The following is a 22960-nucleotide window of genomic DNA, read 5'->3' as shown; positions in this document are numbered from 1 at the left end:
TATCCGGTTAGCGCAGGTTGACCAGGGTTTGCAGCACCGAGTCCTGCGTCTTGATGGTCTGCGCATTGGCCTGGTAGACGCGCTGCGCTGTGATCATGTCCACCAGCTCTTTGGTCAGGTCGACGTTGGACGATTCCACCGACGAGGAGCGCAACTGGCCGTTATTGCCTTCGCCCGGCGTGCCGATCTGCGGCTGGCCGGAGGCCGAGCTTTCGGCCCATGCGTTGTTGCCGAGCGGGATCAGGCCGTCCGGGCTGGCGAAGTTGGCCAGCACGAATTGCGCCAGTGGACGCGATTTGCCGTTGCTGTACTGGCCCACGATCACGCCGCTCGGGTCGGTCGAGAAGCGCTGCAGGCTGCCGGAGGAGTAACCGTTCTGGGTCGATTCCTTTTCGCTGGTTGGCGAGCCGTACTGGGTGGTGCCGACGAAGTTGGTTGAAATCGTCATCAGCAAGTCGGCGCCGTTGTCCGGGAAGATCGGCAGGTTGACAGAAAATGGCAGGGTCTGTGGCGGGGTCAGCAAAGCCATGCGCGCCGCGCTCAGGTTGCCGTTCTGGTCGAATGCCAGGGTGCCGACTTTTACTGCCGGCACTTCGATGGCGGCCGCCAGTTTTTCATTGATGATGTCAGGGTTGTTGCCGGGAATGGCGCCGACGTCGGTTGGCGGCGTGTACACGGCAGCCAGTTTTGCCAACTGGGCTGGGGTGGCGCCGGCCGCAGTTGCTGCGGCGGTCATGGCGGCGCCAGCCGCTGCCGAATATTGCTGTTGGGCCGTCAGCATGCCGGCCGCATTGCCGGCCGCCGCTGCCGCGTCATACGCGGCGCGTGCTGCGATCGAGGCCGGATCGGTCAGAACGGCTTGCGCGACTTTCTTGGCGTCGACTTCGACGCCGTCGCTGCCGGCGTAGACGTCCCAGACGCCGCTGCCTTTGTTGACGTAGAAGGTCGACATGGTGTGGGCGTTGCCCAGGCTGTCGAACACGTCCATCACGGTCTGCTTGGTATAGGTCAGCGGGTCGGTGGCGTCGAACGGCACCTTGGTCGGCACCGGCGAAGTGGACGACAGGTTGATCTTGAAGTTGGCTTCGGTGGTTTCCACCGGGGTCAGGTCGGCGGTGTCGATCTTGATCGGCACGGGTGCGCCAGCCAGGATCACGCCATCCTTGTTGGACAGATAGCCGGTAATCGCATTGCCTTGGGCATTGGTGATGATGCCGTTCTTATCGAGCAGGAATTGGCCATTGCGCGAATACTGCACTTCGCCGCTTGGCGCCACGGTGCGGAAGAAGCCGCCGCCGTTGATCGATACGTCCAGCGGGTTATTGGTGGTTTCGATATTACCCTGGGTGAATTGCTGGGCGATGCGCGAGATGCTCACGCCGATACCCGGGTTGTTGCCCGCCACGCCGTTCAGGGAGTTGGCATACAGGTCGGCGAATTGCGCCTGGGATCCTTTGAAGCCCACCGTGCTCGCATTGGCGATGTTGTTGCCGATAACATCGAGCGACTTACCTGCGGCATTCAGACCGCTGAGACCTTGTTGAAACATGGTATTTCCCCTATCAGGTTGGGCTTACAAAACTTGTTTGATGTCGTTCATGGTCAGCTGGCCGAGCGCTGGCACGTTCAGCTTGACGCCGCCGGCGCCGGTGGACACGCTGGCCACGGTGCCGAAGCTCAGTGCCTGCACGCCGGTGTCGGCCTTGCCACCCACGGTGCCGCTGACGTCGACGGTGTACATGCCGTCCGGTGCGGTGGTGCCGTCGTCCAGCTTGCCATCCCAGGTCAAAGGCAAGGTGCCGGCGTCGACCGCCTGCAGCGACAGCGAGTGCACCACTTTGCCGCTGGAATTCTTGATGTCGATCTGCAGCGTATCCACCGCATTGGCGAGGTCGATGCCGAACAGGCCCTTGCCGCCAGCCAGTTGCATGTTCTTGCCGGGCGCCAGCACGCCATGGTTGATCAGGTTGGTCGCCTGCAGCGAGGCGGAGGTCGCATAGTCCGACTTGAGCGAGTTGATCGTCTCATTCAGCTTGTTGATGCCGGTGACGGTCTGCAGCTGCGCCAATTGGCTGGTGACCTGCGCGTTATCCAGAGGATTCAGCGGATCCTGGTTTTTCAGCTGCGTAATCAGCAGCGTCATGAACTTATCCTGGTCGGCCGATACGCTCTTGTCGGAAGAGCCATTGTTGCCGCGGGTATTGACCGCGTTAAGCAAGGCTTGCGAAGGCGCGCCGCCGCCGGTGACTGGGGTGTTGGTGATGGCCATGGTTACTGTCCGATCGTCAGGGTTTTCAGCAGCATGGTCTTGGCTGCATTCATGGTTTCTACATTGGTCTGGTAGGAGCGCGAGGCGGACAGCATGTTGACCATCTCGTCGACCACGTTCACGTTCGGCATCGTCACGTAGCCTTTTTCATCGGCCAGCGGATGCTTGGGGTCGTAGACCTGGCGCATCGGCGACGGATCTTCTACTACCTGGCTCACGCGCACCGCGGTGGCGGCGCCGTTGGCGGTCGGGGTTGCTTCGAACACGACCTGCTTGGCGCGGTAGGCTTCGCCGCTGGCGGAAGTCGCGCTGTCGGCATTGGCCAGGTTGGAGGCGGTCACGTTCAGGCGCTGGGCCTGGGCGCTCATGGCCGAACCGGACACATTGAAAATACTGAACAAGGACATGGTTAGCCTCCCTGGATCGCGGCCAGCAGGCCTTTGATCTGGCCATTGATAAAGGTCACGCCTGCTTCATAGCGCAGTGCATTGTCGGCAAAGTTGTTACGCTCGACATCCATATCGACCGTGTTGCCGTCCACGGCGCCCTGCGCCGGGTGGCGGAACAGCAGCGGCGTGCCGTCGGGCAGCGCGTTGCCGTCCTGCGGCCCGCTCGGGAAATGCTTGGCGGCGGTCGTGTTCAGCGGCTGCGGTGCGCTGGCGCGCTGCAGGGCAGCCTGCAGGTTGGCGGAAAAGTCGATGTCGCGCGCCTTGTAATTGGGCGTGTCGGCATTGGCAATATTCGAAGCCAGCACGGCCTGGCGCTTCTCGCGCAGGCTGAGGGCCGTTTCGTTGAACTGCAGGTAGTTGTCGAGTCTGCCTAACATGGCGCTTCTCCGCTTGATGACAGGTTCGATGATACGGAGCAATGCTGCCACTTGATCGGAAGAGAAAGGCGGGGTTTTTGCCCTTATTCGCGGCTTGCCGGTTTCGCGCGAGGGCTAAGATGGCTAGCATGAAACATATTCTCATCACGGCGTCCCTGCTCGCGGCAGGTGTTGCCAATGCCGCCGAACGCATGGAGCCAGCCGCTGTGCGCCAGGTGGCCGAACAATTCCTGCAGGTGCAGACCGCCGGACTGCCGGGCAAGGTCACTGTCAGTGTCGGTGCGCTCGACCCGCGCCTGAACCTGGCGCCCTGCCCTGCGCCGGAAGCCTTCCTGATGCCGGGCGCGCGCGCCTGGGGCAAGACCACGGTGGGCGTGCGCTGTGCGGCGCCTTCGGCATGGACGGTATATATTCAAAGTACGGTATCGGTGCTGGGGAATTATGTCGCTGCCGCAGCGCCGCTGGCCCAGGGCCAGGCTATCGAAGAGGCACAGTTGGCGGTAATGCAAGGCGAATTGACCGCCCTGCCCGCCGGGATCGCAACCGACAAGGCACAGTTGGTCGGCAAGACCAGTAGCCTGTCCATTTCCGCCGGCACGCCGCTGCGGGTGGACATGGTGAGGGCCAAGCCGGTCATCCTGAATGGCCAGCTGGTGAAGCTGGTCACCAAAGGCAACGGTTTCTCTGTGTCGGCCGAGGGCAAGGCTGCCGGTTCGGCAGCCGAGGGCCAGGTGGTCGCCGTGCGGACCGGTAATGGCCAGCAAGTCAGCGGGATTGCCCGCCAGGGCGGCCTGGTAGAAGTAGCTTTTTGAACAAGTTTCACGATGCCAGCTAAAGTTTGGCCGAAGGTTGCCGTAAAAGACTCGTATGCCGGGGTAAAGTACTCCAACCAGACGAGGATAAAGCTGTGAAGATCAACGATACATTGAAGAACACGCCGGGCTTGCCAAGTTCGCCCGCGACGAGCTCGAACGCGCGCGGCGCGGACAAGGCCGCCGCAGCAACTTCGACCGCACCACAGGCAGGTACCGACAATGTGCGCCTGTCCGCGCAAGGCCAGGCGATGGCGGCCAGTGGAGCTGCCGCCAGCAACGCCGTGTTCGACACCAAAAAAGTCGAACGCATCAAGATGGCGATTGCTGACGGCCAGTTCCAGGTCAATTCGGAAAAAGTGGCAGACGGTTTGCTGGACACGGTCCGCGACCTGCTGAACGCACGTAAGCAACGCTAAGGAAGCATGATGGCCGCTGTCTCCCCTAAACACAGCCTGCAGGCTGAGTTGAACAAGATCACGGAATTGCTGGATATCCTGAAACAGGAACAGCAAGACCTGGTCGCGGCGGACATCGACCACCTGACTTCGCTGACTCCGCAAAAGTCGGCCCTGGTCAATGAAATGGCCACGCTGGCCACCGGGCGCCACAACGCCCTGGCCGAAGCGGGCTATCCAGCAATGGAACTTGGCATGGAATCGTGGCTGGAAGCCGCGAATGACGATGCTGCCAATATCCTGTGGCAGCAGTTGCTGGACCAGACGCGCGAAGCAAAAGAACTGAACCGCCTGAATGGCGTGCTGATCAACAAGCACCTGGGCCACACGCAAGGCGCACTGCAGGCGCTGCGCCCACAGCAGACAACCGTCTACGGCCCAAGCGGCATGACTTCCGGCGGCGGCACCCGCCGCGGCTTCATCGCCGGTTGAGATTTCGCAACCGGCGAGCCGCCGGTTATTGCATAATGTGCAAATGCGCACATTTCTCCCAGGAATCATTCTAGCGGGCATTACGGCCCAAGCCGGAGCCACGTCCATCCATTCCGCTCTTGGCAGCGAAAATTTCGGACTTCAGTCCGCCAGCCAATTCCGTCTGGCCGATGGCCACTGCGATGGTTGCGGCCAGAAGCAAGCCCTCTGGTATTTCCAGGACGAGGTCATCGCCCTGCCCTCCGCGAGCGCCACCGATGCGCCGGGTCTGGTCTGGGTCGGTTCGCCGCAACTGGTGCCCCAAGCGCGTTTCGACGGCGAGTTCCTCCATACGGCCGACGGCAGCACGCTGAACCTGCGCCTGGCGCCCAAGATCGCCACCAACCGCTCCTATTTCAACGCCAGCTCGGAAGCGTTCTTTCGCCAACGGGAAGTACGTGTGCGCGGCCAACTGGATGAAAAGAGCGGGCAGTTTGTAGCGCGGACCATCTGGCCGAGCGACTTCGTGATCGATTCCGGACCGCCGCTGCAGCCGCTGGCCGGGGACGATAACCTGCAAGGCTTTGTGCGGCATGCCAATGGCGGCGCCCGCAGCGGCTATGCGGTACGCAAGGTGTGGCAGCGGCCAGGCGCCGCATCTCCCGCCCTGGCCGGCAAACCAGTGCTGGCAATCGTGCTGAGCGGCGCCCAGGGTGACGACGATGAAGCCTTCGGCGGCCATTTCGCCATCGCCACCGGCAAGCTGGGCCAGAAAGGTGAATGGTCGGACTGGCTGGTGAATAACTTCTACAACCTCGATTCGTTCAGCGAAAAAGGCATCGTCGCCTCGGCGGTGCCAATGGATAACTACCTGATGGACTTGAACAGCGGCCAGCAGTATTACCGGCCGTCGTACATGCTGGTGGCGGTGCTGGATGATGCGCGCACGGCGCAAGCCTTCCAGGGCAAGGTGAACCAGGTTTACCGTGAGTTTTATGCCCACCATTTCAGCTACAAGCACGCCGCCGACAATTGCGCGGGGATCAGCGTGGATGTGTTGCGCAAGCTGGGCTGGCAGTGGCCGTTCCAGGGGCCGACCAATCGTTTGAAGGCGCTTGGGGCCTTTGCCTACATGGGCGCGAAGGAGATGAGCTTTGCCAGCGGGCGCAAGGCATACGAGTATTTCACCGAGGAGCAGACGCGCTTGCACCCCGCAGTGGCGTTTGACGCGCTGGGCAGGGATTTGCTGGCGATGCTGGTTGGCGACCCCGGGCGCGAGCTGAGTGGTTTTGAACAGCAACTGAAATCCGATGTGGCAGCGGTGATGCTTGTGCGGATTCCCCAGGTGCCTTCGAGCCGTGCGTTCGGGTCCGCGCCCGCGTATTCGATCGATGAATTCATGGCGCGGGCGCCAGCGGACCGCAGCAAGTGGCAAGTGGTGCCGACGGAACCGAGGCCGTTTCCGGAGGCGTTGATGGATGCGCAGGCGCGGGCGAATATGCGCTCGTCGGCTTGGCCGGTGGCGGGAGTGCTGGCTTTGCTGGGCGCGATCGGGACGGCCTGGAGTTGGCGACGCAGGCAGCGTTTGCGGGCGGAGATGGCGCATCCGGAGCGGCTGCGCGCCTGAACCCGGTAAACCCGGGTCAGACCCAAGGGTCTGACCCTGTCAGCGAGGCGTGCGGTGGAAGGGTCTGACCCTTGGGTCTGACCCAGAATTACCGGGTTACTGATTTGGAATTTCGGTAGCGGGATCGGGGATGCCTGACAAAATCGTCACCGCCACCCTGCGATTCCTCGCCCGCGACTCCGGGTCCGTATTCGGCGCCACCGGCTCATTATCCGCATGCCCCACCGCCGTCATGCGCGACGGCTTGATCCCCGCCTCAATAAACAAGCGCACCACCGTCCCAGCCCTCACCGCCGACAACTCCCAGTTCGACGGATACGCCGCATTCCTGATCGGCACATTGTCGGTGTGCCCCTCCACCTGCACCGCATGCGGATCATCCTTCAGCAAGGAGGCCACCGCCGTCAGCGCCTCACGCGATTCCTCGGTCAAGCTTGCATCGCCGGCGCGGAACAGCACCGACGCATTGATCTCCACGCTCACCCCGCGGCTATTCTGCGTCACGCGCACCTTGCCTTCCTTGACCAGCGGAGCCAGCGTGCTGGCCAGATCCTTGGCCAGGCGAGTCATCTGCTCCTTCTCCTTCTTGATCGCCTCATTGCGCTTGCGCGTGGCCGGATTCGGGATCGGCAAACTCTGAACCTCGGTATTGGTCGGGACGGCGGAACCGGCGCCGCCAAACGCATCCCCTAAAGCATCGGAAAACACCTTGTACTTGCCGAGGTTGACGGAGGAGACCGCATACATCACCACAAAGAACGCGAACAGCAGCGTGATGAAGTCGGCGTAGGAAATCAGCCAGCGTTCATGGTTCTCCGGTTCGTCATCGAATTTGCGGCGCGCGCGGCGGTTCTGCATATCACGGCTCCCGCATCAGGGTCGCGATCCGCTCGTCGATAACGCGTGTGAAGTCGCCCGTGGCGATGTCGTACATCACCGCCGCCGTCAGCTCCTGCAGGTAGACCTGGCGCGTGACGATGGTCTTGAGCTTGTTGGCGATCGGGTAGAAGAACAGATTGGCCAGGCCGACGCCGTAAATGGTCGACACAAACGCGACCGCAATGCCGGAACCAAGCTTGTTCGGATCGGTCAGGTTTTCCATCACATGGATCAGGCCCAGCACGGCGCCCAGGATGCCGATCGTCGGCGAATATCCCGCCGCCGACTCCCAGATGCGCACCGCCTGGCGTTCCGCCGTTTCGAAGGCAGTGATTTCCATGTCCAGCATCTGGCGCATCTTGTCCGGATTGATGCCGTCGACGATCATGCGCAGGCCTTTGGCGACGAATTTGTCCTTGGCGCCGAGCATGGGGCGCTCCAGCGCCAGCAGCCCGTCGCGGCGGGCCAGCATGCTCCAGTTATTGATGTCGCGCGCCAGTTGGGCGCGGCTGTCCGGCGGCGGTTTGAAGACCCAGCGGATCATCGACAAGCCACGGCGCAAGGTCGGCACCCGGGTTTGCAGCATGACAGCGCCGAAGGTGCCGATCACCACGATGGCGAAAGCGGCCGGCTGCAGCAAGGAAGTGATCTTGCCGCCTTCCAGCCCCTGGCCGACGATGATGCCGGCCAGCGCCAGCAGGACGCCGGCTACGCTGGACCAGTCCATGCCTGCTCCCGCAGCGAGGCACGCAGGCGCGCCACGGCTTGTGTGTGCAATTGCGATACGCGAGATTCGGACACGCCCATCACGGCGCCGATCTCTTTCAGGTTCAGCTCTTCCTCGTAGTAAAGGCCCATCAGCATTTTCTCACGTGGTGGCAGCGCATCAATCGCATCGATCACAGCCTGGCGGAAGTCGGTGTCGAGCAGCGCGCGCAGCGGATCGGCATCTTCATCATGGGCGTAGCGGTCGAGGAAGCTGTCGTTGCCGTCTTCCTCGTGAAAATCTTCGTAGTACACCAGCTGGTGGCCGCCGCCTTCGGACAGCATTTCCTGGTAATCGGCCAGCGACAGCTTGAGCGACTTCGCCACTTCCGACTCGGTCGGCGGGCGGCCCAGGCGCTGCTGCAGCGTGGCCATCGCGTTTTCAATTTTCCGCATGTCCTGCCGCATCGAACGCGGCATCCAGTCGGAGGAGCGCAATTCATCGAGCATGGCGCCGCGGATGCGCATCACCGCGTAAGTCTCGAACTGGGCGCCGTGCGTTTCTTCATACCTGTTAATAGCGTCGAGCAAGCCGATCATGCCTGCCTGTACCAGGTCATCCACTTCCACACTGGGCGGCAATTTTGCCTTCATATGGTGAGCCAGGCGCTTGACCAACGGCATGTGCTCCGTCAGCAAGGAATCCTTGTCCACCTTCCCTTTGACCGTGTACATAAAGGTTCTAATTCTTTTCAGGCTCTAAAATGGTTGCAGCTCCCCATCGCAAAACGCCCTGCCAGCTGGCGGAAGGCCACTGAAGCCCCGGCCAATGGGAAGGCGTCCACCACCGCACGTCCCAGCCGGGCTGCACGCTGCAGGTATTCGTCGGCCGGGACAGACCCCATGGAAACGAGGTTGACTGCCAGGTAACGGCTTGCCGCATGCGCCATATTATCGTAAACCACCCTTGCTTCGGCCTCCGAAGCGCCGGTGACCAGGATGCCAAAGGGGCGGCGGCCCAGTTCATGGTTGAGCCGCTTGATCATCATATAAGCATTTTTGATGGAAGTGGCGCTGTTCGACACTTGCACCACGATCTCGGAACTCGCCATCAGCGGCACAGGGAAGGCCTCGCCGTCGAATTCGCCATCCACCAGCACGATGCCGGACTGGCTGGCCAGCACGCCGAAGGCTTTCGCCAGGCGGCGCCCTTCTTCGGGCCCGCGGCGCGCTTCGCCACGGGTCATCGACACCACGTTGAAGCCTTGCGGTGCAGCATGCAGCACCTGGTTCAGGCCGCAGCGCTGGCGCGCCACGTCCAGCAGGCTGGTGCCGTGGTCCAGGCCAAGGCGGGACACCACGCCGTGGGCGCTGGCGCAAGCATCGACGACCAGTACGTCGTTGCCGGCCTGCGACAGCGAAGCGCCCAGGTTAACCAGCATGGCGCCTTTGTCGTCCTGCGGCGTGGCCGAGAGGAAGGTGATGATGCGTGGCCGGGGACCGGCCAGCATCCGGCGCAGGCCTTCGGCCTGGTCGAAGTCGAAATTAGCCAAGGCGTACCTCGCGCAGCATTGGATCCTGGGCGGCGCCAGCTACCAGCAAGGGCAGTTCGGCATCGCCGTATTTCGGGGCGGATTGGCCGCCGAAGGCGCGCTCCACCAGCGCAACCGGATCGGCCAGGTGCAGGTCTTCCGGCACGCGCTGGCCGTTGGACGCGTAGTACAGGCGCAGCTTGTGTCGGATCACCACGTCCAGGGCGGAGCCGATGGAGGCCGCCTCGTCCAGCTTGGTGATGATGGCCCCGGCCAGGCCGCTGCCCTGGTAGGCGCGCACCACTTCGGACAGGGTTTCCTGGGTCGAGGTGGCGTTCATGCACAGGATGCGCTGCACATTGGTGCCGACGCCCTGCAGCATGGCGACCTGCTCGGCCACCATCTGGTCACGCTGGCTGACACCAACAGTATCAATCAGCACGGTGTGCTTGTTTTTCAGTTCGTTGAGGGCGATGCGCAGGTCGGCTTCGTCCTTCACCGAGTGCACCATCACGCCCAGGATCTTGCCGTAGATGCGCAGTTGCTCGTGGGCGCCGATACGATAAGCGTCGGTGGTGATCAGGGCCAGTTTTTCCGGACCGTGGCGCATCACGCAGCGCGCCGCCAGCTTGGCGGTGGTGGTGGTCTTGCCGACGCCGGTCGGACCGACCAAGGCGAATACGCCGCCCTGTTCCAGCAGCGCATCTTCGTTGTTCATGGCGTTGATATTACGGGCCAGGACGGTGCGGATCCATTGCAGGGCTTCGGCGCCATCGCGGGTGGCTGGCAGCTTGTCTGTCAGGTAGCGCGCCAGGCTGGCGGAGAAGCCGGCGGCCAGCATCTCGCGCAGCACGACGGTCTTGTGCGGTTCGCGCTGCTGGGTATTGGCGAAGGCCAGTTCGTTGAGCTGGGTTTCCATCATGCCGCGCATGGCGCGCAGTTCGCTCATCATGCTGGTCATTTCGGCGGCGGCGCTGGCTTTGGCGCTGGCGACGGCTTCGGCCACCATGCTTGAAATACGTTCCATGTCGATGGCGGGTGCTGGCGCCGCAGCCGGACGGGCCGGGGCGCGCGGCACGGGCTGCGCCTGGCGCGGGGCGGTACGCAACACCGGGGCTGCGGGATGGGCGACCAGCGATGGCGCGGCTTCGGCAGCTGGGGAGGCTGGAGCGAGGTCCAGCTGCGGCGCCGGCGCGGACATCGGGGAGTCTGGGGAGTGCGGGGCCAGGGCGGCGGCATCGTCGCCGGCCAGGGCCAGGATTTCCACCGCGCCGTCGACAGCGCGGTTGGAGAGGATCACCGCATCCGGGCCGAGCGCTTCGCGCACTTTGCGCAGCGCTTCACGGGAGGTTGGGGCGGTAAATTTTTTGACGTTCATTTCCAGCTACTCCTGCTGATTATTTCGCACATGGTCAAATTATTGACGATGCAGGGTAGAAACAAACTGGGGAATAGCTTGGGAAATGCCTCTTAATTCAAAACCCGGCAAACCAGGGTCTGACCCAAGGGTCAGACCCTGAATGATCTCGCGGCCGCGGGTTGGTTCTAGGCCGTTGATCTTCGTCGAGAGTCAAAGGCCTGGAACCGAACCGGCGGCAGACGCACAGACAGGGTCTGACCTTTGGGTCGGACCCTGGTTTACCGGTTTTACTGCGCGCCAACCAGCGCCGTCACCCGAATCGTCTTCGACTCCGGAATCTCCGCATGCGACAGCACCTTGAGTTGCGGCAGCGCCCTGCGCAAGAACTTGGACAGCAACGGCCGCAACGGCCCCGGCACCAGCAATACCGGCGTCACGCCCAGCGCTTCCTGCTGCTGGGTCGCCGCCGCAGCCTGCTGCGCGATGGTATCCGCCAGCCCCGGCTCAATACCCGCCGCATCCGTCCCACCGCTCGCCATGGCCTGCATCAGTAAGCGCTCCAGGCGGTTATCCAGCGTCATCACCGACAGCTCGCCACCACCCGGGAACAGCTGCTGCACAATCGCCCGGCCCAGGGCCACGCGCACCTGCGCCGTCAACTCGTTCGGATCCTGCGTGTGCGGCGTAAACTCGGCCAGCGTCTCAATAATGGTGCGCATGTCACGGATATGCACGCCTTCCGCCAACAGGTTTTGCAGCACCTTCTGCAAGGTCGACAGCGACAGCATCTTCGGCACCAGGTCTTCCACCAGCTTGGGCGCTTCTTTCTCCAGGTGATCCAGCAGCGCCTGCACTTCCGCGCGCCCCAGCAGTTCGGAAGCATGCGAAGTGATCACGTGGTTCAGGTGAGTCGCCACGACAGTGCCAGCGTCTACCACGGTGTAGCCCATACCTGTAGCCTGGTCGCGCAGCGAGGCATCGATCCAGATCGCCGGCAGGCCGAAAGCCGGATCGGTCGTCACCATGCCAGGCAAGGTGCCGTTCGCCATGCCTGGGTTGATCGCCAGGTACTGTCCATTGAACGCCTCGCCGGTCCCCACTTCAACGCCTTTCAGCGTGATGCGGTAAGCGGAAGGCTTAAGTTCCAGGTTGTCGCGGATATGCACCGGCGGCGCCAAAAAACCGACTTCCTGCGCGAATTTCTTGCGGATGCCCTTGATGCGCTTGAGCAGCTCACCGCCCTGGGTCTTGTCAACCAGGGGGATCAGGCGATAGCCCACTTCCAGGCCCAGGGTATCGACAGCCAACACGTCCTGCCAGGTCGCCTCTTCCTGCTCGGGCGCAGCCTGGCCGGCCGCTGCGGCGCCGCCGGCAGCGCCGCCGCCCGGCCCGGCCGCCTCGCGCGCCTCGGCCATCTCCGCCTTTTCTTTCGCCTGCTTCTGCAGCATGTAGCCGGAGCCGATCAGGGCCGACGCCAGCAGGATGAACACCAGGTTAGGCATACCGGGAATCAGGCCCAGGCCGCCGATGATGCCGCCGGTGATGAACAGCACCTGCGGCTTGGCAAACAGCTGGCTGATCACCTGGGTGCCGATATCGGTTTCCGATGCTACGCGCGACACCACGATACCGGCCGCGATCGAAATCACCAGCGAAGGAATCTGCGCCACCAGGCCGTCACCGATCGCCAGCAGCACATAGTTTTTCAGCGCATCGGCAAAGCCCATATCGTGCTGGATCATGCCAACCAGCAGGCCGCCCACCACGTTGATCACGGTAACCAGGATGCCGGCCACCGCGTCGCCGCGCACGTATTTCGAAGCACCGTCCATGGCGCCGTAGAATTCCGCTTCCTGCGAGACCTCGTTGCGGCGGCGCTTGGCTTCCGGCTCGCCGATCAGGCCCGCGTTCAGGTCGGCGTCGATCGCCATCTGCTTGCCAGGCATTGCATCCAGGGCGAAACGGGCGCCCACTTCGGCGATACGGCCCGCACCCTTGGTCACCACCACGAAGTTGATGATGGTCAGGATCACGAACACCACGATACCGACCGTGTAATTACCGCCGATCAGGAAGTGGCCGAAAGCCTCGATCACCTTACCTGCCGCATCCGGGCCGGTGTGGCCTTCGGTCAGCACCACGCGGGTCGATGCCACGTTCAAGGACAGGCGCAGCATGGTCGACACCAGCAGCACCGTCGGGAAGGCCATGAAGTCGAGCGGCTTGACCGTATACAGGCTGGTCAGCAGGACGATGATCGACAGCGCGATATTGAAGCTGAAGAACAGGTCGAGCACGAACGACGGCAGCGGCAGGATCATCATCGCCAGCAGCATGATGATCAGGATCGGCGCAGCCAGGGCCTGTCCGTTACCGGCAATTCCCCTCATCCATGGCGGCATGTTCAACGCGTTCATTCTATTACTCCGTTATTGTTGCTTGTTCAGTGGGTCCATATCGTCCGGCACATCGAGCTTGCCCGGACGGTCCGGGTAGCGCAGGCCCGGACGATAGGCCTTGATCTGGTACACATAGGCCAGCACTTCCGCCACGGCGGCGTACAGGCGTGGCGGGATTTCGTCGCCGATCTCGGTATGCTTGTGCAGGGCACGCGCCAGCGGCGGCGCTTCCAGGATGGCGACGCGGTGCTCCTTGGCCAGTTCGCGGATCTTGGCCGCCACTTCGTCGGTGCCTTTGGCCACCACGCGCGGCGCGCCTTTCGCACCCTCGGCGTATTTCAGCGCCACGGCATAGTGGGTCGGGTTGGTTACCACCACGTCCGCGGTCGGCACTTCCTGCATCATGCGTTTCTTCGCCATTTCGCGCTGCAGCTGGCGGATCTTGCCCTTGATCTGCGGGTTGCCGTCCGATTCCTTGGATTCCTGGATCAGCTCCTGGCGCGTCATCTTCATCTTGTTCGCGTAATGCCACATCTGGTATGGCGCATCGATGGCGGCGATGAAACCCAGCGCGCCGACAATCACCATGAAGCTGAAGCCCAGCATATTCATCACGTGTGCACTGCCCGCGTTCAGCGGCTCGCTCAGCAAGCCGATGGCTTCCTGCTGCTGGCGCGAGATGACCATCCAGGCCACCACGCCCACGATGACCGATTTGATGATGGCCTTGACCAGCTCCACCAGCGAATTGGTGGAAAACATATTGCCGATCCCCGTCAAAGGGTTCAGCTTCATGAAATTGGGAGTAAATGCCTTGGCCGAAAACAGCCAGCCGCCCACCAGCAGCGGCGAAGCCAGGGCCACGATCATCACGGCCACGCCGATCGGCAGGCAGGCCAGCATGACGTTCACCACATCGACCAGGATGCGGGTGGTCAGGATATCGGGATTGAAGACTTGTTCGCGCGTCAGCGACAAGCCGGAGCTCAGCATGCGGCTCAATTCGCGCACCAGGCCGGAACCTGTCATCCACAGGCCGGCGCCCGCTGCCATCAGGACGGTAAAAGTGGCCACTTCGCGTGACCTGGGCACATCCCCTTCTTCACGCGCCTGCTCGAGGCGCCTCTGTGACGCGGGTTCTGTCTTTTCTGCGTCGCTGTCCTCAGCCATTGACCGCTCCTGTTATCGACCGTGCCATTATCGCTGCGGCCGGGCAAGAGCTATCGATGGAAAAGGCGGGGAATTCCCTCTTTACTCGGCGGGGTCCGCTGCCGGCTGCGCTTCAGGAACAGCCTTCGGCCGGCCCAGTTGCCAGACTTGCTGGTCGATGGCGCCGAAGATGGACTTGCCGTCCGCATCCAGCATGTCGATCTTGATGGTGTCGCCGAAGGACATGAACGATGTTGTCGGTTTGCCATCGGCGATCATTTCCAGGCAGCGCTTTTCGGCGATGCAGGAATAGCCCTTCTTCGCATCTTTGTTAGAGACGGTGCCGGAACCGACGATGGTGCCGGCGCGCGCATTGCGGGTCTTCACCAGGTGCGAGATCAATTGGGCGAAGTTGAATACCATGTCGACACCCGCATTCGGCTGTCCCACCAGCTTGCCGTTCCAGGTGGAGCGCAGCGGCAGGTGCACTTTGGCGTCTTTCCACGCCTCACCCAGTTCGTCCGGCGTCACCGCCACAGGCGAGAAGCTGCTGGCCGGCTTCGACTGGAAGAAGCCGAAGCCTTTCGCCAGCTCCTCAGGGATCAGGTTGCGCAGGGAAACATCATTGACCAGCATTAGCAGGCGGATTTGCTGGAAGGCCTGGTCGGGTGTCGCCCCCATCGGCACATCGTCAGTGATAACGGCGACTTCCGATTCGAAGTCGATACCCTATTCTTCATGTTTCAGCTCAATGTCGTCGCAAGGACCGATGAAGTCATCGCTGCCGCCCTGGTACATCAACGGATCTTCCCAGAACGAAGCCGGCATTTCGGCATTGCGCGCCTTGCGCACCAACTCGACGTGGTTGACGTAGGCGGAACCGTCGGCCCACTGGTAGGCGCGCGGCAGCGGCGCCATGCATTCTTTCGGCTCGAAATCGAAGCTGCGGCGTGCCTTGCCATCGTTTAGCTGGCGGTACAGCTCGTCCAGCTGGGGCGAGATGAAGGACCAGTCGTCGAGTGCCCGCTGCAGGCTGCGGGCAATGCCGTCGGCGACCACGGCAGACTTCAAGTCGCGGGAAACGACAATCAACTGGCCGTCGCGGGTGCCGTCTTTCAGGGTAGCTAGCTTCATGGATTGCTATCGATTCGGTAGAGATAATCAATTTTACCTCCTGGTTGAGAATCATTACTATTTGCTCAACCAAGAAAGGATTCGAGTATGGCAATCGCAGCAAAAAAACTCAGCCAGGTCACCACGCACATGGGGATTGCGTTCGGCCTGATGTACGTGCTGACTGGATCGATGGCCTTCGGCGGGCTCGCGGCGGTGCTTGAACCTGTCATCAACGTGGTGCTGTTGCCTTACCACGAACGAGCCTGGCACGCGATTCGCTCACGCCATCCCGCCCGCCGCCTGGCGCTGCTGGCGGCAGAAAAATTTTCGCAGACATTGATGCACGCCGTCGTTTCATTCGGCGCCGTCTACGCTGCGACCGGCTCGCTCGCCTTTGGCGGCTTGGCAGCGGTACTGGAACCGATCATTAATGTGATCGCACTGCCCTTACACGACAGGCTATTCGACCGCCACGTCCTCCAGGTGGCGCCTGCGAACGAAGTTCCGGCTTAATCGCGCAATTCAGGCGGCACCACATCGGACAATAGCTGGCCAATCCATGTGTTCAAGCTGGGAAGATCGGCGTGCTCGAGCCGATCAGTCGCCGCGCAAGAAAGTTGAATGCACCTCCGCTCGAGAATAAGCCGAATCATTTCCTGACAGGATTGCTGGCGCCCCTCTTCCCGTCCTTCTTGACGGCCAGCCTCCCGAGCCAGTCTTCGGCCATGCTTACGACCTTCCCACATGCCCTTGATACGCATTTCCCTTCCGTGCGCTGCTTTAAAATATTCAATGAAGCACTGCGATTGTTGGTCAAACATTTCGATCACCTCCCCCAACGTAGACGCCGGCGGCAACGCCGGGCACTTTGTTTCCGACCAGACTTTTAACTCTACCAAAGCATCAATAGCCTGAACCAGTTGTTGATTAGATTGACGTTCGCGCCATAGGTTCAATTTTTTCGAGCAAGCTCCTAAATTTTTCAGGATGCTTGACCTGGTTCAGAGCCAGCAACAGATAGACAATATTCGACTGATCCACGATGGACTCGACATCAATCAAGAGGTAGCTAAATTGCGATTCGAAGGATTCCAGCCCCGGTGGTAAAAGAGAAACTGTCGAAACGATTGTTTTAACGTGCCAGGGCCGCTGCCCCGTGTAGAGCACAATTGGTAGGATTTGCGCTGCTTGTACCTTACCTTGCTTGGCCAATTCTTCAGATAGCAGCGCTGTGTATGCATGCATGCGCTCCGCCATCAACAAATCTGGACGCGACTGGAATTCCACTAGCAAATAAAGATCATCATTTCGTACGCGCTCCAGGCGCCAGACCAAATCGTCATGACGCTGAGTGCCTGTTGCGCTCACGTAGCTTGCGTTAACGCGCTCGAACGCTTTCAGGGGCACCGCGCGTGCCCAGCGTTGTTCCACGGCCGCACACAGCAATTCCTTCGCCATTTCGGGAAAAGTGAAGATTTGTTTGCAGCTCGTATCGCTGAGGAGTGCCATGCATTGAAGTCTACGTGTGCGGACAAGGGCAAGATTTGGCGCCGCGCAAGGCATGGAGCCTTTTCATGCGCTCCGCAAGCGAAGATCGGCGTGCGCCAGCGAACTGACGCGGCGCTGCTGGAGGCCTAGGCTCCAGTGGTCAATCACTCCAGGAGGCGCACCATGCTTGCCGACAAAGACGCGATTGCAATGATTGCGGTGAAAGACCTGTGCGCAGCGGCCAGGTTTTATGGAGAAATTCTCGGCCTGGAACAACTCGACAGCCCGGAGGAGCAAGTGCTCATTTTCCGCAGCGGCGCAACCAGGCTCAATGTCTATCGCTCGGAGTTTGCTGGGACCAACAAAGCGACCACAGTAATGTGGAACGTCGGAAGCGAGCTTGAATCGATTGCAGCACAGCTCAAGTCCAAGGGCGTGGGGTTCGAGCACTACGACATGCCAGGCTTGAAGCTGCAAGGCGATATCCATGTCGGCGAACGCATGAAGGCCGCATGGTTCAAGGATGTCGACGGCAATATCCTGAGCATAGTCAACGGATAGGAGAGCAATATGAATATGAAAGCACTTACGCTGATTGCGGGCGCGCTGTTTGCGCTTCATGCATCTGCAAATCCGGAAATTGACAAGCAATTTTCGGCGATGGATACCGACCATGACGGCAAGGTTTCTGCAGCCGAGCACGCCGCTGGCGCCAAGGCCATGTTCGAAAAAATGGACGCGAACCACAATGGCAAGGTTACCGCTGCCGAGATGACAGCTGCCCACGCGGAAATTACGGGCCAGTCAGCGAAGAAGTCGGATATGCCGGCGGCGGACAAGATCAAGGCCATCGATGCCGATGGTGATGGCGTTCTCTCCGCTGATGAACATGCCAAGGGGTCGGCGGCAATGTTTGCGAAGATGGATACCAATAAGGATGGCTTCCTGAGCAAGGAAGAAATGGCCGCCGGACATGCGACGATGATGCGCAAACCTTAGAAAGCCGGCAACCCGGGCCTGACCCGCGGGATCAGACCCGACTGCTCAAACAATCAGGTGGGGGTCAGCAGGGCTAGCTGCTCAGGTGTGAGGTAGCACCATTCGCCTTCTTGAAGGCCGAGAGAGCTCAATTCGAGCTGGCCGATGGCAGAGCGGTGCAAAGCGGTGCAGTGGTTGCCTGCGGCGGCGAGCATGCGCTTGACCTGGTGGTACTTGCCTTGCTCGAGCACGATTTCAAGCTGGTTGTCGCCGCGCTTGATGCAGGTGACGGCCGCCAGGGGCGCAGGCTCATCGTGCAGTTGCACGCCGGCCAGCAGCTGGGCAACCAGCTCCTCGGTCACCGGCTCGGCCGTAGTGGCCTGGTAGACCTTGGGCACGTGGCGCTTGGGCGAAGACTGGGCATGGATGAAGGGCCCGTCGTCGGACATCAGCAGCATGCCCGTGGTGTCATGATCGAGGCGGCCAACTGGCTGCACTTCGCGCCAGGTGAACTGTTCGGGTAGCAGGGTCAGCACGCCGGGATGATGACTGGGCTTGCGCGAGCATTCGTAGTCGGATGGCTTGTACAGCGCGATATAGAGGTGTTCGCGATAGACCCACTCCTCGCCGAACACTTCCAGTACCAGGCGCTCGGTTTCGATCGTCGCTTTATAGTTGTCTTGCACTTCGCCGCCGATCGACACGTCACCGTCTTCGATCAGGGCGCGGCAGTATTTTCGGGTGCCGAAACCTTGCGACTGCAGGATTCGGTCCAGGGATAATTTACTCATGGGGCGGGATTTTACCGGATTTACGCTACCGCAAAGCATCCTATTGATGCAGATCAAAGGGCGTGCCGTTCGAGTTGGTACACTTAAATAGCATTAGGAATCTACTGAACGGGCTATAGGAATTTCTTTGGGAGATCTCAGCAATGAAGTTCAATATCAACCGCAAGTCGCTGGCACAGGCCCATGCCGCGTCGCTGGAAACCAAGCTGGCCGTTGCGCGCTGGACCGGGCAGGCAGGCGCGATGCCGCAAGCGCTGTGGCGGCAGAGCCGTCAATCGGAAATGGTGGAATGGCTGGTGCATGGCGGCTTCGCGGCCGAAGACCAGAGCACCGAAACGAAAACAGCGGCCATGGGCCGCCGTTCTCTTGCCTCTCAAAGAGACAGTGACGAGGAATGTAAATTCACTCAACTCCGCATCCGTGATGCGGCTGCGTAGTCTGCCTCAAGAATTGATTGCTTATTCGCCCTCCCCTTGAATCGAACTACACCGTCAATATAGTCCACGTCGGGGAAATGGCAAGGCAAAATCTAGGCATAAATGCCAATGTTGACTGCTGAGCTAGCTCTTAGCGCAGGGTCGGTCTGGCTGCATCCGCCGCAGCCTTGATCGCGCCATAGCCGACTGCTGCGCCAAACTTCTTCAGCACGCGTTCCGGCAAGTTTTCATGCTGGGTATAGTCGACAATATCCTCAGCCTTGACTACGTCGCGCGCCACACTGTCCACACTGCCCAGGTCGTCAGCCAAGCCCATCTCGATGGCCTTTGCGCCAGTCCAGTACAGGCCGGAAAACATGTCCGGCGTTTCCTTCAGGCGCTTGCCGCGGCCGGTACGCACCACGTCAATGAATTGCGCGTGAATCTCTTTCAGCATGCTCTGGGCGTGCTGCTTCTGCTTTTCGGATTGCGGGCTGAACGGATCCATGAACCCCTTGTTTTCACCGGCCGTCAGCAAACGGCGTTCGACGCCCAGCTTTTCCATGGTACCGGTAAAGCCAAAGCCATCCATCAGCACGCCGATCGAGCCGATGATGCTGGCCTTGTTGACGTAGATGCGGTCGGCCGCCGACGCGATGTAATAGCCGCCGGAAGCGCAGATTTCATCCACAACAACGTACAGCGGCTTTTGCGGATAGCCCTGGCGCAGGCGGTGGATCTCGTCCACGATCATGCCGGCCTGGACGGCGCTGCCGCCCGGGCTGTTGATGTGCAGGACGATGGCGACCGAGCCGCTGTCTGAGAAAGCCTTGTTCAGTGCAGGAATGACAACATCTGCAGCACCGCTGCCTTCGGATTCAATACTGCCTTCAATTTCGATCAAGGCTGTATGGCGGCCCAGCGATTCGGCATCCCCGCCCATCAGGTTGACGCCGAAGTAGCTGGCCACCGCGAAGAAAATAATGGCCAGCATCGTCACCTTGAAGAAAATGCTCCAGCGGCGATTGGCGCGCTGCTCCTTCAGCGTGGCGAAGACCAGCTTTTCCAGCACCTCGCGTTCCCATTTGATGGGTGGATTCTCAGCCGGCGGCGGGGCTGGTGGTGGCGGATTGTTCTCGTTGTTATCGCTCATGGTCTTGGGCCTACGTAGTCATCAGGCTGCCAGTAAATGTTTTCGTCGTGCTCGCTCACTGCGATGGGTCGCAGGCGCCCGCCGCGGCATGGGCCGCCGGCGCATTGCCCATTTTCCGGCATATAGATCGCGCCGTGCGTGGAACACATAATATATAAGCCGCTCGATTCGAAGAATTCGCCCTCGGCCCAGTCCAGCTCGATAGGCACGTGTGCGCAACGGTTCAGGTAGCCGTAGACCTTGCCGCCGTAACGCACCACGAAGCCAGTGGTGTCTTCACCGCCGGCGCGCAGCGGGAAGCGGATACCCTTGCCACCTTCCAGCAGCGCATTCGCTTCGCAGACCAGGATTTCCGCCGTCATTACGCGTTCTCATTCAGCCATTGGTGCAGCTGCGGCACCGTGCGGGCCGAGTACACCGGGTTGCAGGCGGCCAGCTGGTCCAGCGGATGGGCGCCATATTCGACGGCGATGCCAGACGATCCCGCATTTTGCGCCATCATCAGGTCGTGCGTAGTGTCGCCGATCATGACCGTGCGGCGCAGGTCCTGGCCCAGTTCGCGGGTCAGCTCCTGCAGCATGGCGGGGTGCGGCTTGGAGAACGTCTCGTCAGCACAGCGCGTGGCGTCGAAGGTCGAGAGCAGGCCGGCCGCATTCAACGAGCGATTCAGGCCGACCCGGCTCTTGCCGGTGGCGACCGCCAGGAAATAGCCTTGCTGTGACAAATCCTGCAACATTTCCGGTACCCCCTCGAACAAGGTCAGTTCATGGTCCTTGGCCAGGTAATGGTAGCGGTAGCGCTCCGTGATGCGCGGATAAATCTTCGGGTCGAGGCCGGGCATCGCCACTTGCATGGCTTCTCCCATGCCGAGGCCGATGACGTGGGCGGCCTGCTCCCGGTTCGGGATTGGCAGGCCCAGGTCCTTGGCGGCGGCCTGGATGCATTTCACGATGGTGGCAGTGCTGTCCATGAGCGTGCCGTCCCAATCGAAGACGATCAGGTCAAATTGCTTGCGCGGCATTATTTTTTTCTCAATTCAATGGTTTCCCCAAGCTTACCAAGAATCGCTGGCATTCGGCGGCCAAAGGCGCATTCAAGGTCATCGGCTTACCCGTTTCCGGGTGGGTAAACGTAATCTGGTGGGCGTGCAGGAACATGCGTTTCAGCGCGCCACGCCTTTCGGTGGCCTTTTGCAGCGCTTTGTTCAGCGCGAAATCGCCGTATTTATCGTCACCTGCAATGGGGAAGCCCGAAGATTGCAGATGAACGCGAATCTGGTGGGTGCGGCCCGTTTTCAGTTCGGCTTCCAGGAGTGCAAAGCCGTCGAACTTCTGCAGCAGGGTGAACACGGTGTGCGAGGCCTGGCCATCGGCTTGCACGCGTACCCGGCGCTCGCCGTCGGGCAGGGTGTATTTATGTAATGCCAACTTGACGTGCTGGCGCTTGTTCTTCCAGTCGCCCACGGCCAGGGCCAGGTAGCGCTTGTCGGTCAGGCCGTCGCGCATCTGGTCGTGCAGGTTGGTCAGGGCGGTACGCTTCTTGGCAATCAACAGCAGGCCGGAGGTTTCGCGGTCCAGGCGGTGCACCAGTTCCAGGAACTTGGCGTCGGGACGGGCGGCACGCAGCTGCTCAATGACGCCGAACGATACGCCGGAGCCGCCGTGCACGGCTATGCCGCACGGTTTATTGATCACCAGCAGGTTGGCGTCTTCGAAAATCACTTCGAATTCGGCGGCCGGGACGGTTGCCTCTTGCCTTTCAGCAATTCGAATCGGCGGAATGCGCACCAGGTCGCCGGCATGCAGGCGGTACAGCTGGTCGATCCGCCCCTTGTTCACCCTTACTTCACCCGAGCGCAGGATACGATAGACGTGACTCTTCGGTACCCCTTTGCAAACACGCAACAGGTAGTTATCGATCCGCTGACCGGCCTCTTCTTCAGTGATTGTCACGAATTGTGCTTGCGGCAGGACCTGTTGGGGGGAAGCGGAATCGGCTTTTTGCGACTTGTTTTGGCCCGACTTCCCAGAATTTCTCTCTAAGTCCTTCATTTTGAATATATAATCGTTTTGCCGCAGTTTTAATTGCTGCACGTGTAAAGAATTAAACGTACATTTTACACAGGGGCGTATCCACTGGCCTCGCCAAACGCAAATTCAGTGGGGAAAAATTGTATACGCACATCCGTGCGCCGATCAGGGTCGCAACCACTGTTGCCATCGGCTCGAGCGCTCGTGTGCTGAATTAGACTGGCTGGATTGTTAGGATAAGTCCGGTGAGCAAGCACTACAGTCGTTGCTCGCTGGTTGATGAAGTGGATAACGCTTGCCGTTTCGCCAAGGCACCATACAAGATGCCCTGGCCCGACGATGTGCGCACGCCTGCATTCTCCCGCCACCCGGCAACGCTCGGGCCGTTGGATGATGTTGCACGCAGTGCGCAAACTCGGCATGACGATCGGCTTCATGCGCCCAATGCGGCGGCAGCGCTTCGCGCAGCTGCGCCGCATGACGAGGCATTTCCCCCTACAGCCTCCTTAATTCACGCGTATATCCTTGTACTTCGCCGTCCTCCACGGAGGCGGCTTTGAC

26 protein-coding genes and 1 pseudogene are annotated in these 22960 nt (G+C 60.9%); 8 read left to right on the top strand and 19 right to left on the bottom strand.

The features are described from left to right. Positions 1 to 7 precede the first annotated feature (7 nt). Genes GM658_RS10535 through flgB form a run of 4 tightly spaced genes read right to left on the bottom strand, consistent with a single transcriptional unit; the run spans position 8 to position 3095 of the window. Positions 8 to 1549: a flagellar hook protein FlgE gene (locus GM658_RS10535; protein ID WP_155453990.1), complete on the bottom strand. Its 1542-nt coding sequence runs from the start codon at positions 1547 to 1549 to the stop codon at positions 8 to 10. A gap of 24 nt (positions 1550 to 1573) precedes the next feature. Then, positions 1574 to 2269, bottom strand: coding sequence for a flagellar hook assembly protein FlgD (locus tag GM658_RS10530; RefSeq protein ID WP_155453989.1), 696 nt, complete (start codon positions 2267 to 2269; stop codon positions 1574 to 1576). A 2-nt stretch (positions 2270 to 2271) separates the two neighbouring features. Beyond that, a complete protein-coding gene (gene flgC, locus GM658_RS10525) occupies positions 2272 to 2676 on the bottom strand; it encodes a flagellar basal body rod protein FlgC (protein WP_155453988.1) in 405 nt (134 codons plus the stop codon). A 2-nt stretch (positions 2677 to 2678) separates the two neighbouring features. Continuing rightward, on the bottom strand, positions 2679 to 3095 hold the full coding sequence (gene flgB, locus GM658_RS10520; RefSeq protein WP_155453987.1) for a flagellar basal body rod protein FlgB: 417 nt from the start codon (positions 3093 to 3095) through the stop codon (positions 2679 to 2681). Positions 3096 to 3223: 128 nt separating this feature from the next. On the opposite strand from flgB, the gene flgA reads away from it, so the two are divergent. From flgA to GM658_RS10500, 4 genes are all read left to right on the top strand, one after another. Further along, a complete protein-coding gene (gene flgA / locus GM658_RS10515) occupies positions 3224 to 3907 on the top strand; it encodes a flagellar basal body P-ring formation chaperone FlgA (protein ID WP_155453986.1) in 684 nt (227 codons plus the stop codon). A 95-nt stretch (positions 3908 to 4002) separates the two neighbouring features. Further along, a complete protein-coding gene (flgM, locus tag GM658_RS10510; protein ID WP_170298762.1) occupies positions 4003 to 4326 on the top strand; it encodes a flagellar biosynthesis anti-sigma factor FlgM in 324 nt (107 codons plus the stop codon). Positions 4327 to 4332: 6 nt separating this feature from the next. Next, positions 4333 to 4797: a flagella synthesis protein FlgN gene (locus GM658_RS10505; RefSeq protein ID WP_229416849.1), complete on the top strand. Its 465-nt coding sequence runs from the start codon at positions 4333 to 4335 to the stop codon at positions 4795 to 4797. A gap of 43 nt (positions 4798 to 4840) precedes the next feature. Further along, positions 4841 to 6403, top strand: a complete 1563-nt coding sequence (locus GM658_RS10500; protein ID WP_155453985.1) for a hypothetical protein — start codon at positions 4841 to 4843, stop codon at positions 6401 to 6403. A gap of 96 nt (positions 6404 to 6499) precedes the next feature. On the opposite strand, the gene motD is transcribed toward GM658_RS10500, so the two are convergent. The 8 genes and pseudogenes from motD to GM658_RS10460 form a co-directional block, all read right to left on the bottom strand. Further along, positions 6500 to 7261, bottom strand: a complete 762-nt coding sequence (gene motD, locus GM658_RS10495) for a flagellar motor protein MotD (RefSeq protein ID WP_155453984.1) — start codon at positions 7259 to 7261, stop codon at positions 6500 to 6502. Between the two features lies 1 nt (position 7262). Next, complete coding sequence (locus GM658_RS10490) at positions 7263 to 8009, bottom strand: flagellar motor protein (RefSeq protein ID WP_155453983.1); 747 nt, start codon at positions 8007 to 8009, stop codon at positions 7263 to 7265. Then, positions 7991 to 8722 carry an RNA polymerase sigma factor FliA gene (locus GM658_RS10485; protein WP_155453982.1) on the bottom strand — a complete coding sequence of 244 codons (732 nt, stop codon included), beginning with the start codon at positions 8720 to 8722 and terminating at the stop codon, positions 7991 to 7993. The genes GM658_RS10490 and GM658_RS10485 overlap by 19 nt, the downstream gene beginning before the upstream one ends. Before the next feature lie 17 nt (positions 8723 to 8739). Next, positions 8740 to 9540 carry a MinD/ParA family ATP-binding protein gene (locus GM658_RS10480; protein ID WP_155453981.1) on the bottom strand — a complete coding sequence of 267 codons (801 nt, stop codon included), beginning with the start codon at positions 9538 to 9540 and terminating at the stop codon, positions 8740 to 8742. Beyond that, positions 9533 to 10897: a flagellar biosynthesis GTPase FlhF gene (flhF, locus tag GM658_RS10475; RefSeq protein WP_155453980.1), complete on the bottom strand. Its 1365-nt coding sequence runs from the start codon at positions 10895 to 10897 to the stop codon at positions 9533 to 9535. Before flhF ends, GM658_RS10480 begins: the two co-directional genes overlap by 8 nt. A 269-nt stretch (positions 10898 to 11166) precedes the next feature. Further along, positions 11167 to 13296 (bottom strand): flagellar biosynthesis protein FlhA, encoded by a 2130-nt coding sequence (gene flhA, locus GM658_RS10470; protein ID WP_155453979.1) that lies wholly within the window; start codon positions 13294 to 13296, stop codon positions 11167 to 11169. Positions 13297 to 13308: 12 nt separating this feature from the next. Further along, the gene (gene flhB / locus GM658_RS10465; RefSeq protein WP_155453978.1) at positions 13309 to 14448 is read right to left on the bottom strand and encodes a flagellar biosynthesis protein FlhB; all 1140 of its coding nucleotides are present in this window, start codon (positions 14446 to 14448) and stop codon (positions 13309 to 13311) included. A gap of 81 nt (positions 14449 to 14529) precedes the next feature. Beyond that, positions 14530 to 15561 (bottom strand): annotated as a pseudogene (locus GM658_RS10460) (fumarylacetoacetate hydrolase family protein). Between the two features lie 87 nt (positions 15562 to 15648). Between GM658_RS10460 and GM658_RS10455 the strand changes: the two are divergent. Continuing rightward, positions 15649 to 16056 carry a DUF2061 domain-containing protein gene (locus tag GM658_RS10455; RefSeq protein ID WP_155453977.1) on the top strand — a complete coding sequence of 136 codons (408 nt, stop codon included), beginning with the start codon at positions 15649 to 15651 and terminating at the stop codon, positions 16054 to 16056. On the opposite strand, the gene GM658_RS10450 is transcribed toward GM658_RS10455, so the two are convergent. Continuing rightward, positions 16053 to 16499 carry a hypothetical protein gene (locus GM658_RS10450; protein WP_211841842.1) on the bottom strand — a complete coding sequence of 149 codons (447 nt, stop codon included), beginning with the start codon at positions 16497 to 16499 and terminating at the stop codon, positions 16053 to 16055. The two genes, GM658_RS10455 and GM658_RS10450, sit on opposite strands and share 4 nt — an antisense overlap. Further along, positions 16471 to 17052 carry an Rpn family recombination-promoting nuclease/putative transposase gene (locus tag GM658_RS10445; RefSeq protein WP_170298761.1) on the bottom strand — a complete coding sequence of 194 codons (582 nt, stop codon included), beginning with the start codon at positions 17050 to 17052 and terminating at the stop codon, positions 16471 to 16473. The genes GM658_RS10450 and GM658_RS10445 overlap by 29 nt, the downstream gene beginning before the upstream one ends. Positions 17053 to 17214: 162 nt before the next feature. Between GM658_RS10445 and GM658_RS10440 the strand changes: the two genes are divergently transcribed. Continuing rightward, complete coding sequence (locus tag GM658_RS10440) at positions 17215 to 17592, top strand: VOC family protein (protein WP_155453974.1); 378 nt, start codon at positions 17215 to 17217, stop codon at positions 17590 to 17592. A gap of 9 nt (positions 17593 to 17601) precedes the next feature. Then, a complete protein-coding gene (locus GM658_RS10435) occupies positions 17602 to 18030 on the top strand; it encodes an EF-hand domain-containing protein (RefSeq protein WP_155453973.1) in 429 nt (142 codons plus the stop codon). Positions 18031 to 18083: 53 nt separating this feature from the next. On the opposite strand, the gene GM658_RS10430 is transcribed toward GM658_RS10435, so the two are convergent. After that, entirely contained in the window at positions 18084 to 18800 is a 717-nt protein-coding gene (locus GM658_RS10430; protein WP_155453972.1) for a pseudouridine synthase, read from the bottom strand. 143 nt (positions 18801 to 18943) lie between these two features. Here GM658_RS10430 and GM658_RS10425 point away from each other — a divergent pair, with 143 nt between their 5' ends. Then, positions 18944 to 19237, top strand: a complete 294-nt coding sequence (locus GM658_RS10425) for a hypothetical protein (protein WP_155453971.1) — start codon at positions 18944 to 18946, stop codon at positions 19235 to 19237. A 130-nt stretch (positions 19238 to 19367) separates the two neighbouring features. Here GM658_RS10425 and GM658_RS10420 read toward each other — a convergent pair whose 3' ends face one another. From GM658_RS10420 to GM658_RS10405, 4 genes are read right to left on the bottom strand one after another with little or no spacing between them, the layout of a single operon-like run. Then, positions 19368 to 20369 carry a S49 family peptidase gene (locus tag GM658_RS10420; protein ID WP_155453970.1) on the bottom strand — a complete coding sequence of 334 codons (1002 nt, stop codon included), beginning with the start codon at positions 20367 to 20369 and terminating at the stop codon, positions 19368 to 19370. Beyond that, positions 20366 to 20731, bottom strand: coding sequence for a Rieske (2Fe-2S) protein (locus GM658_RS10415; RefSeq protein ID WP_155453969.1), 366 nt, complete (start codon positions 20729 to 20731; stop codon positions 20366 to 20368). The genes GM658_RS10420 and GM658_RS10415 overlap by 4 nt, the downstream gene beginning before the upstream one ends. Beyond that, a complete protein-coding gene (locus tag GM658_RS10410; protein ID WP_155453968.1) occupies positions 20731 to 21390 on the bottom strand; it encodes an HAD-IIIA family hydrolase in 660 nt (219 codons plus the stop codon). The genes GM658_RS10415 and GM658_RS10410 overlap by 1 nt, the downstream gene beginning before the upstream one ends. A gap of 10 nt (positions 21391 to 21400) precedes the next feature. Then, a complete protein-coding gene (locus GM658_RS10405; protein ID WP_155453967.1) occupies positions 21401 to 22420 on the bottom strand; it encodes an RluA family pseudouridine synthase in 1020 nt (339 codons plus the stop codon). Positions 22421 to 22960: the final 540 nt, after the last annotated feature.

It is taken from the genome of Massilia eburnea, assembly GCF_009720745.1.
Taxonomy (GTDB): domain Bacteria; phylum Pseudomonadota; class Gammaproteobacteria; order Burkholderiales; family Burkholderiaceae_D; genus Rugamonas; species Rugamonas eburnea.
This window is presented reverse-complemented; position numbering and strand designations above follow the sequence as displayed.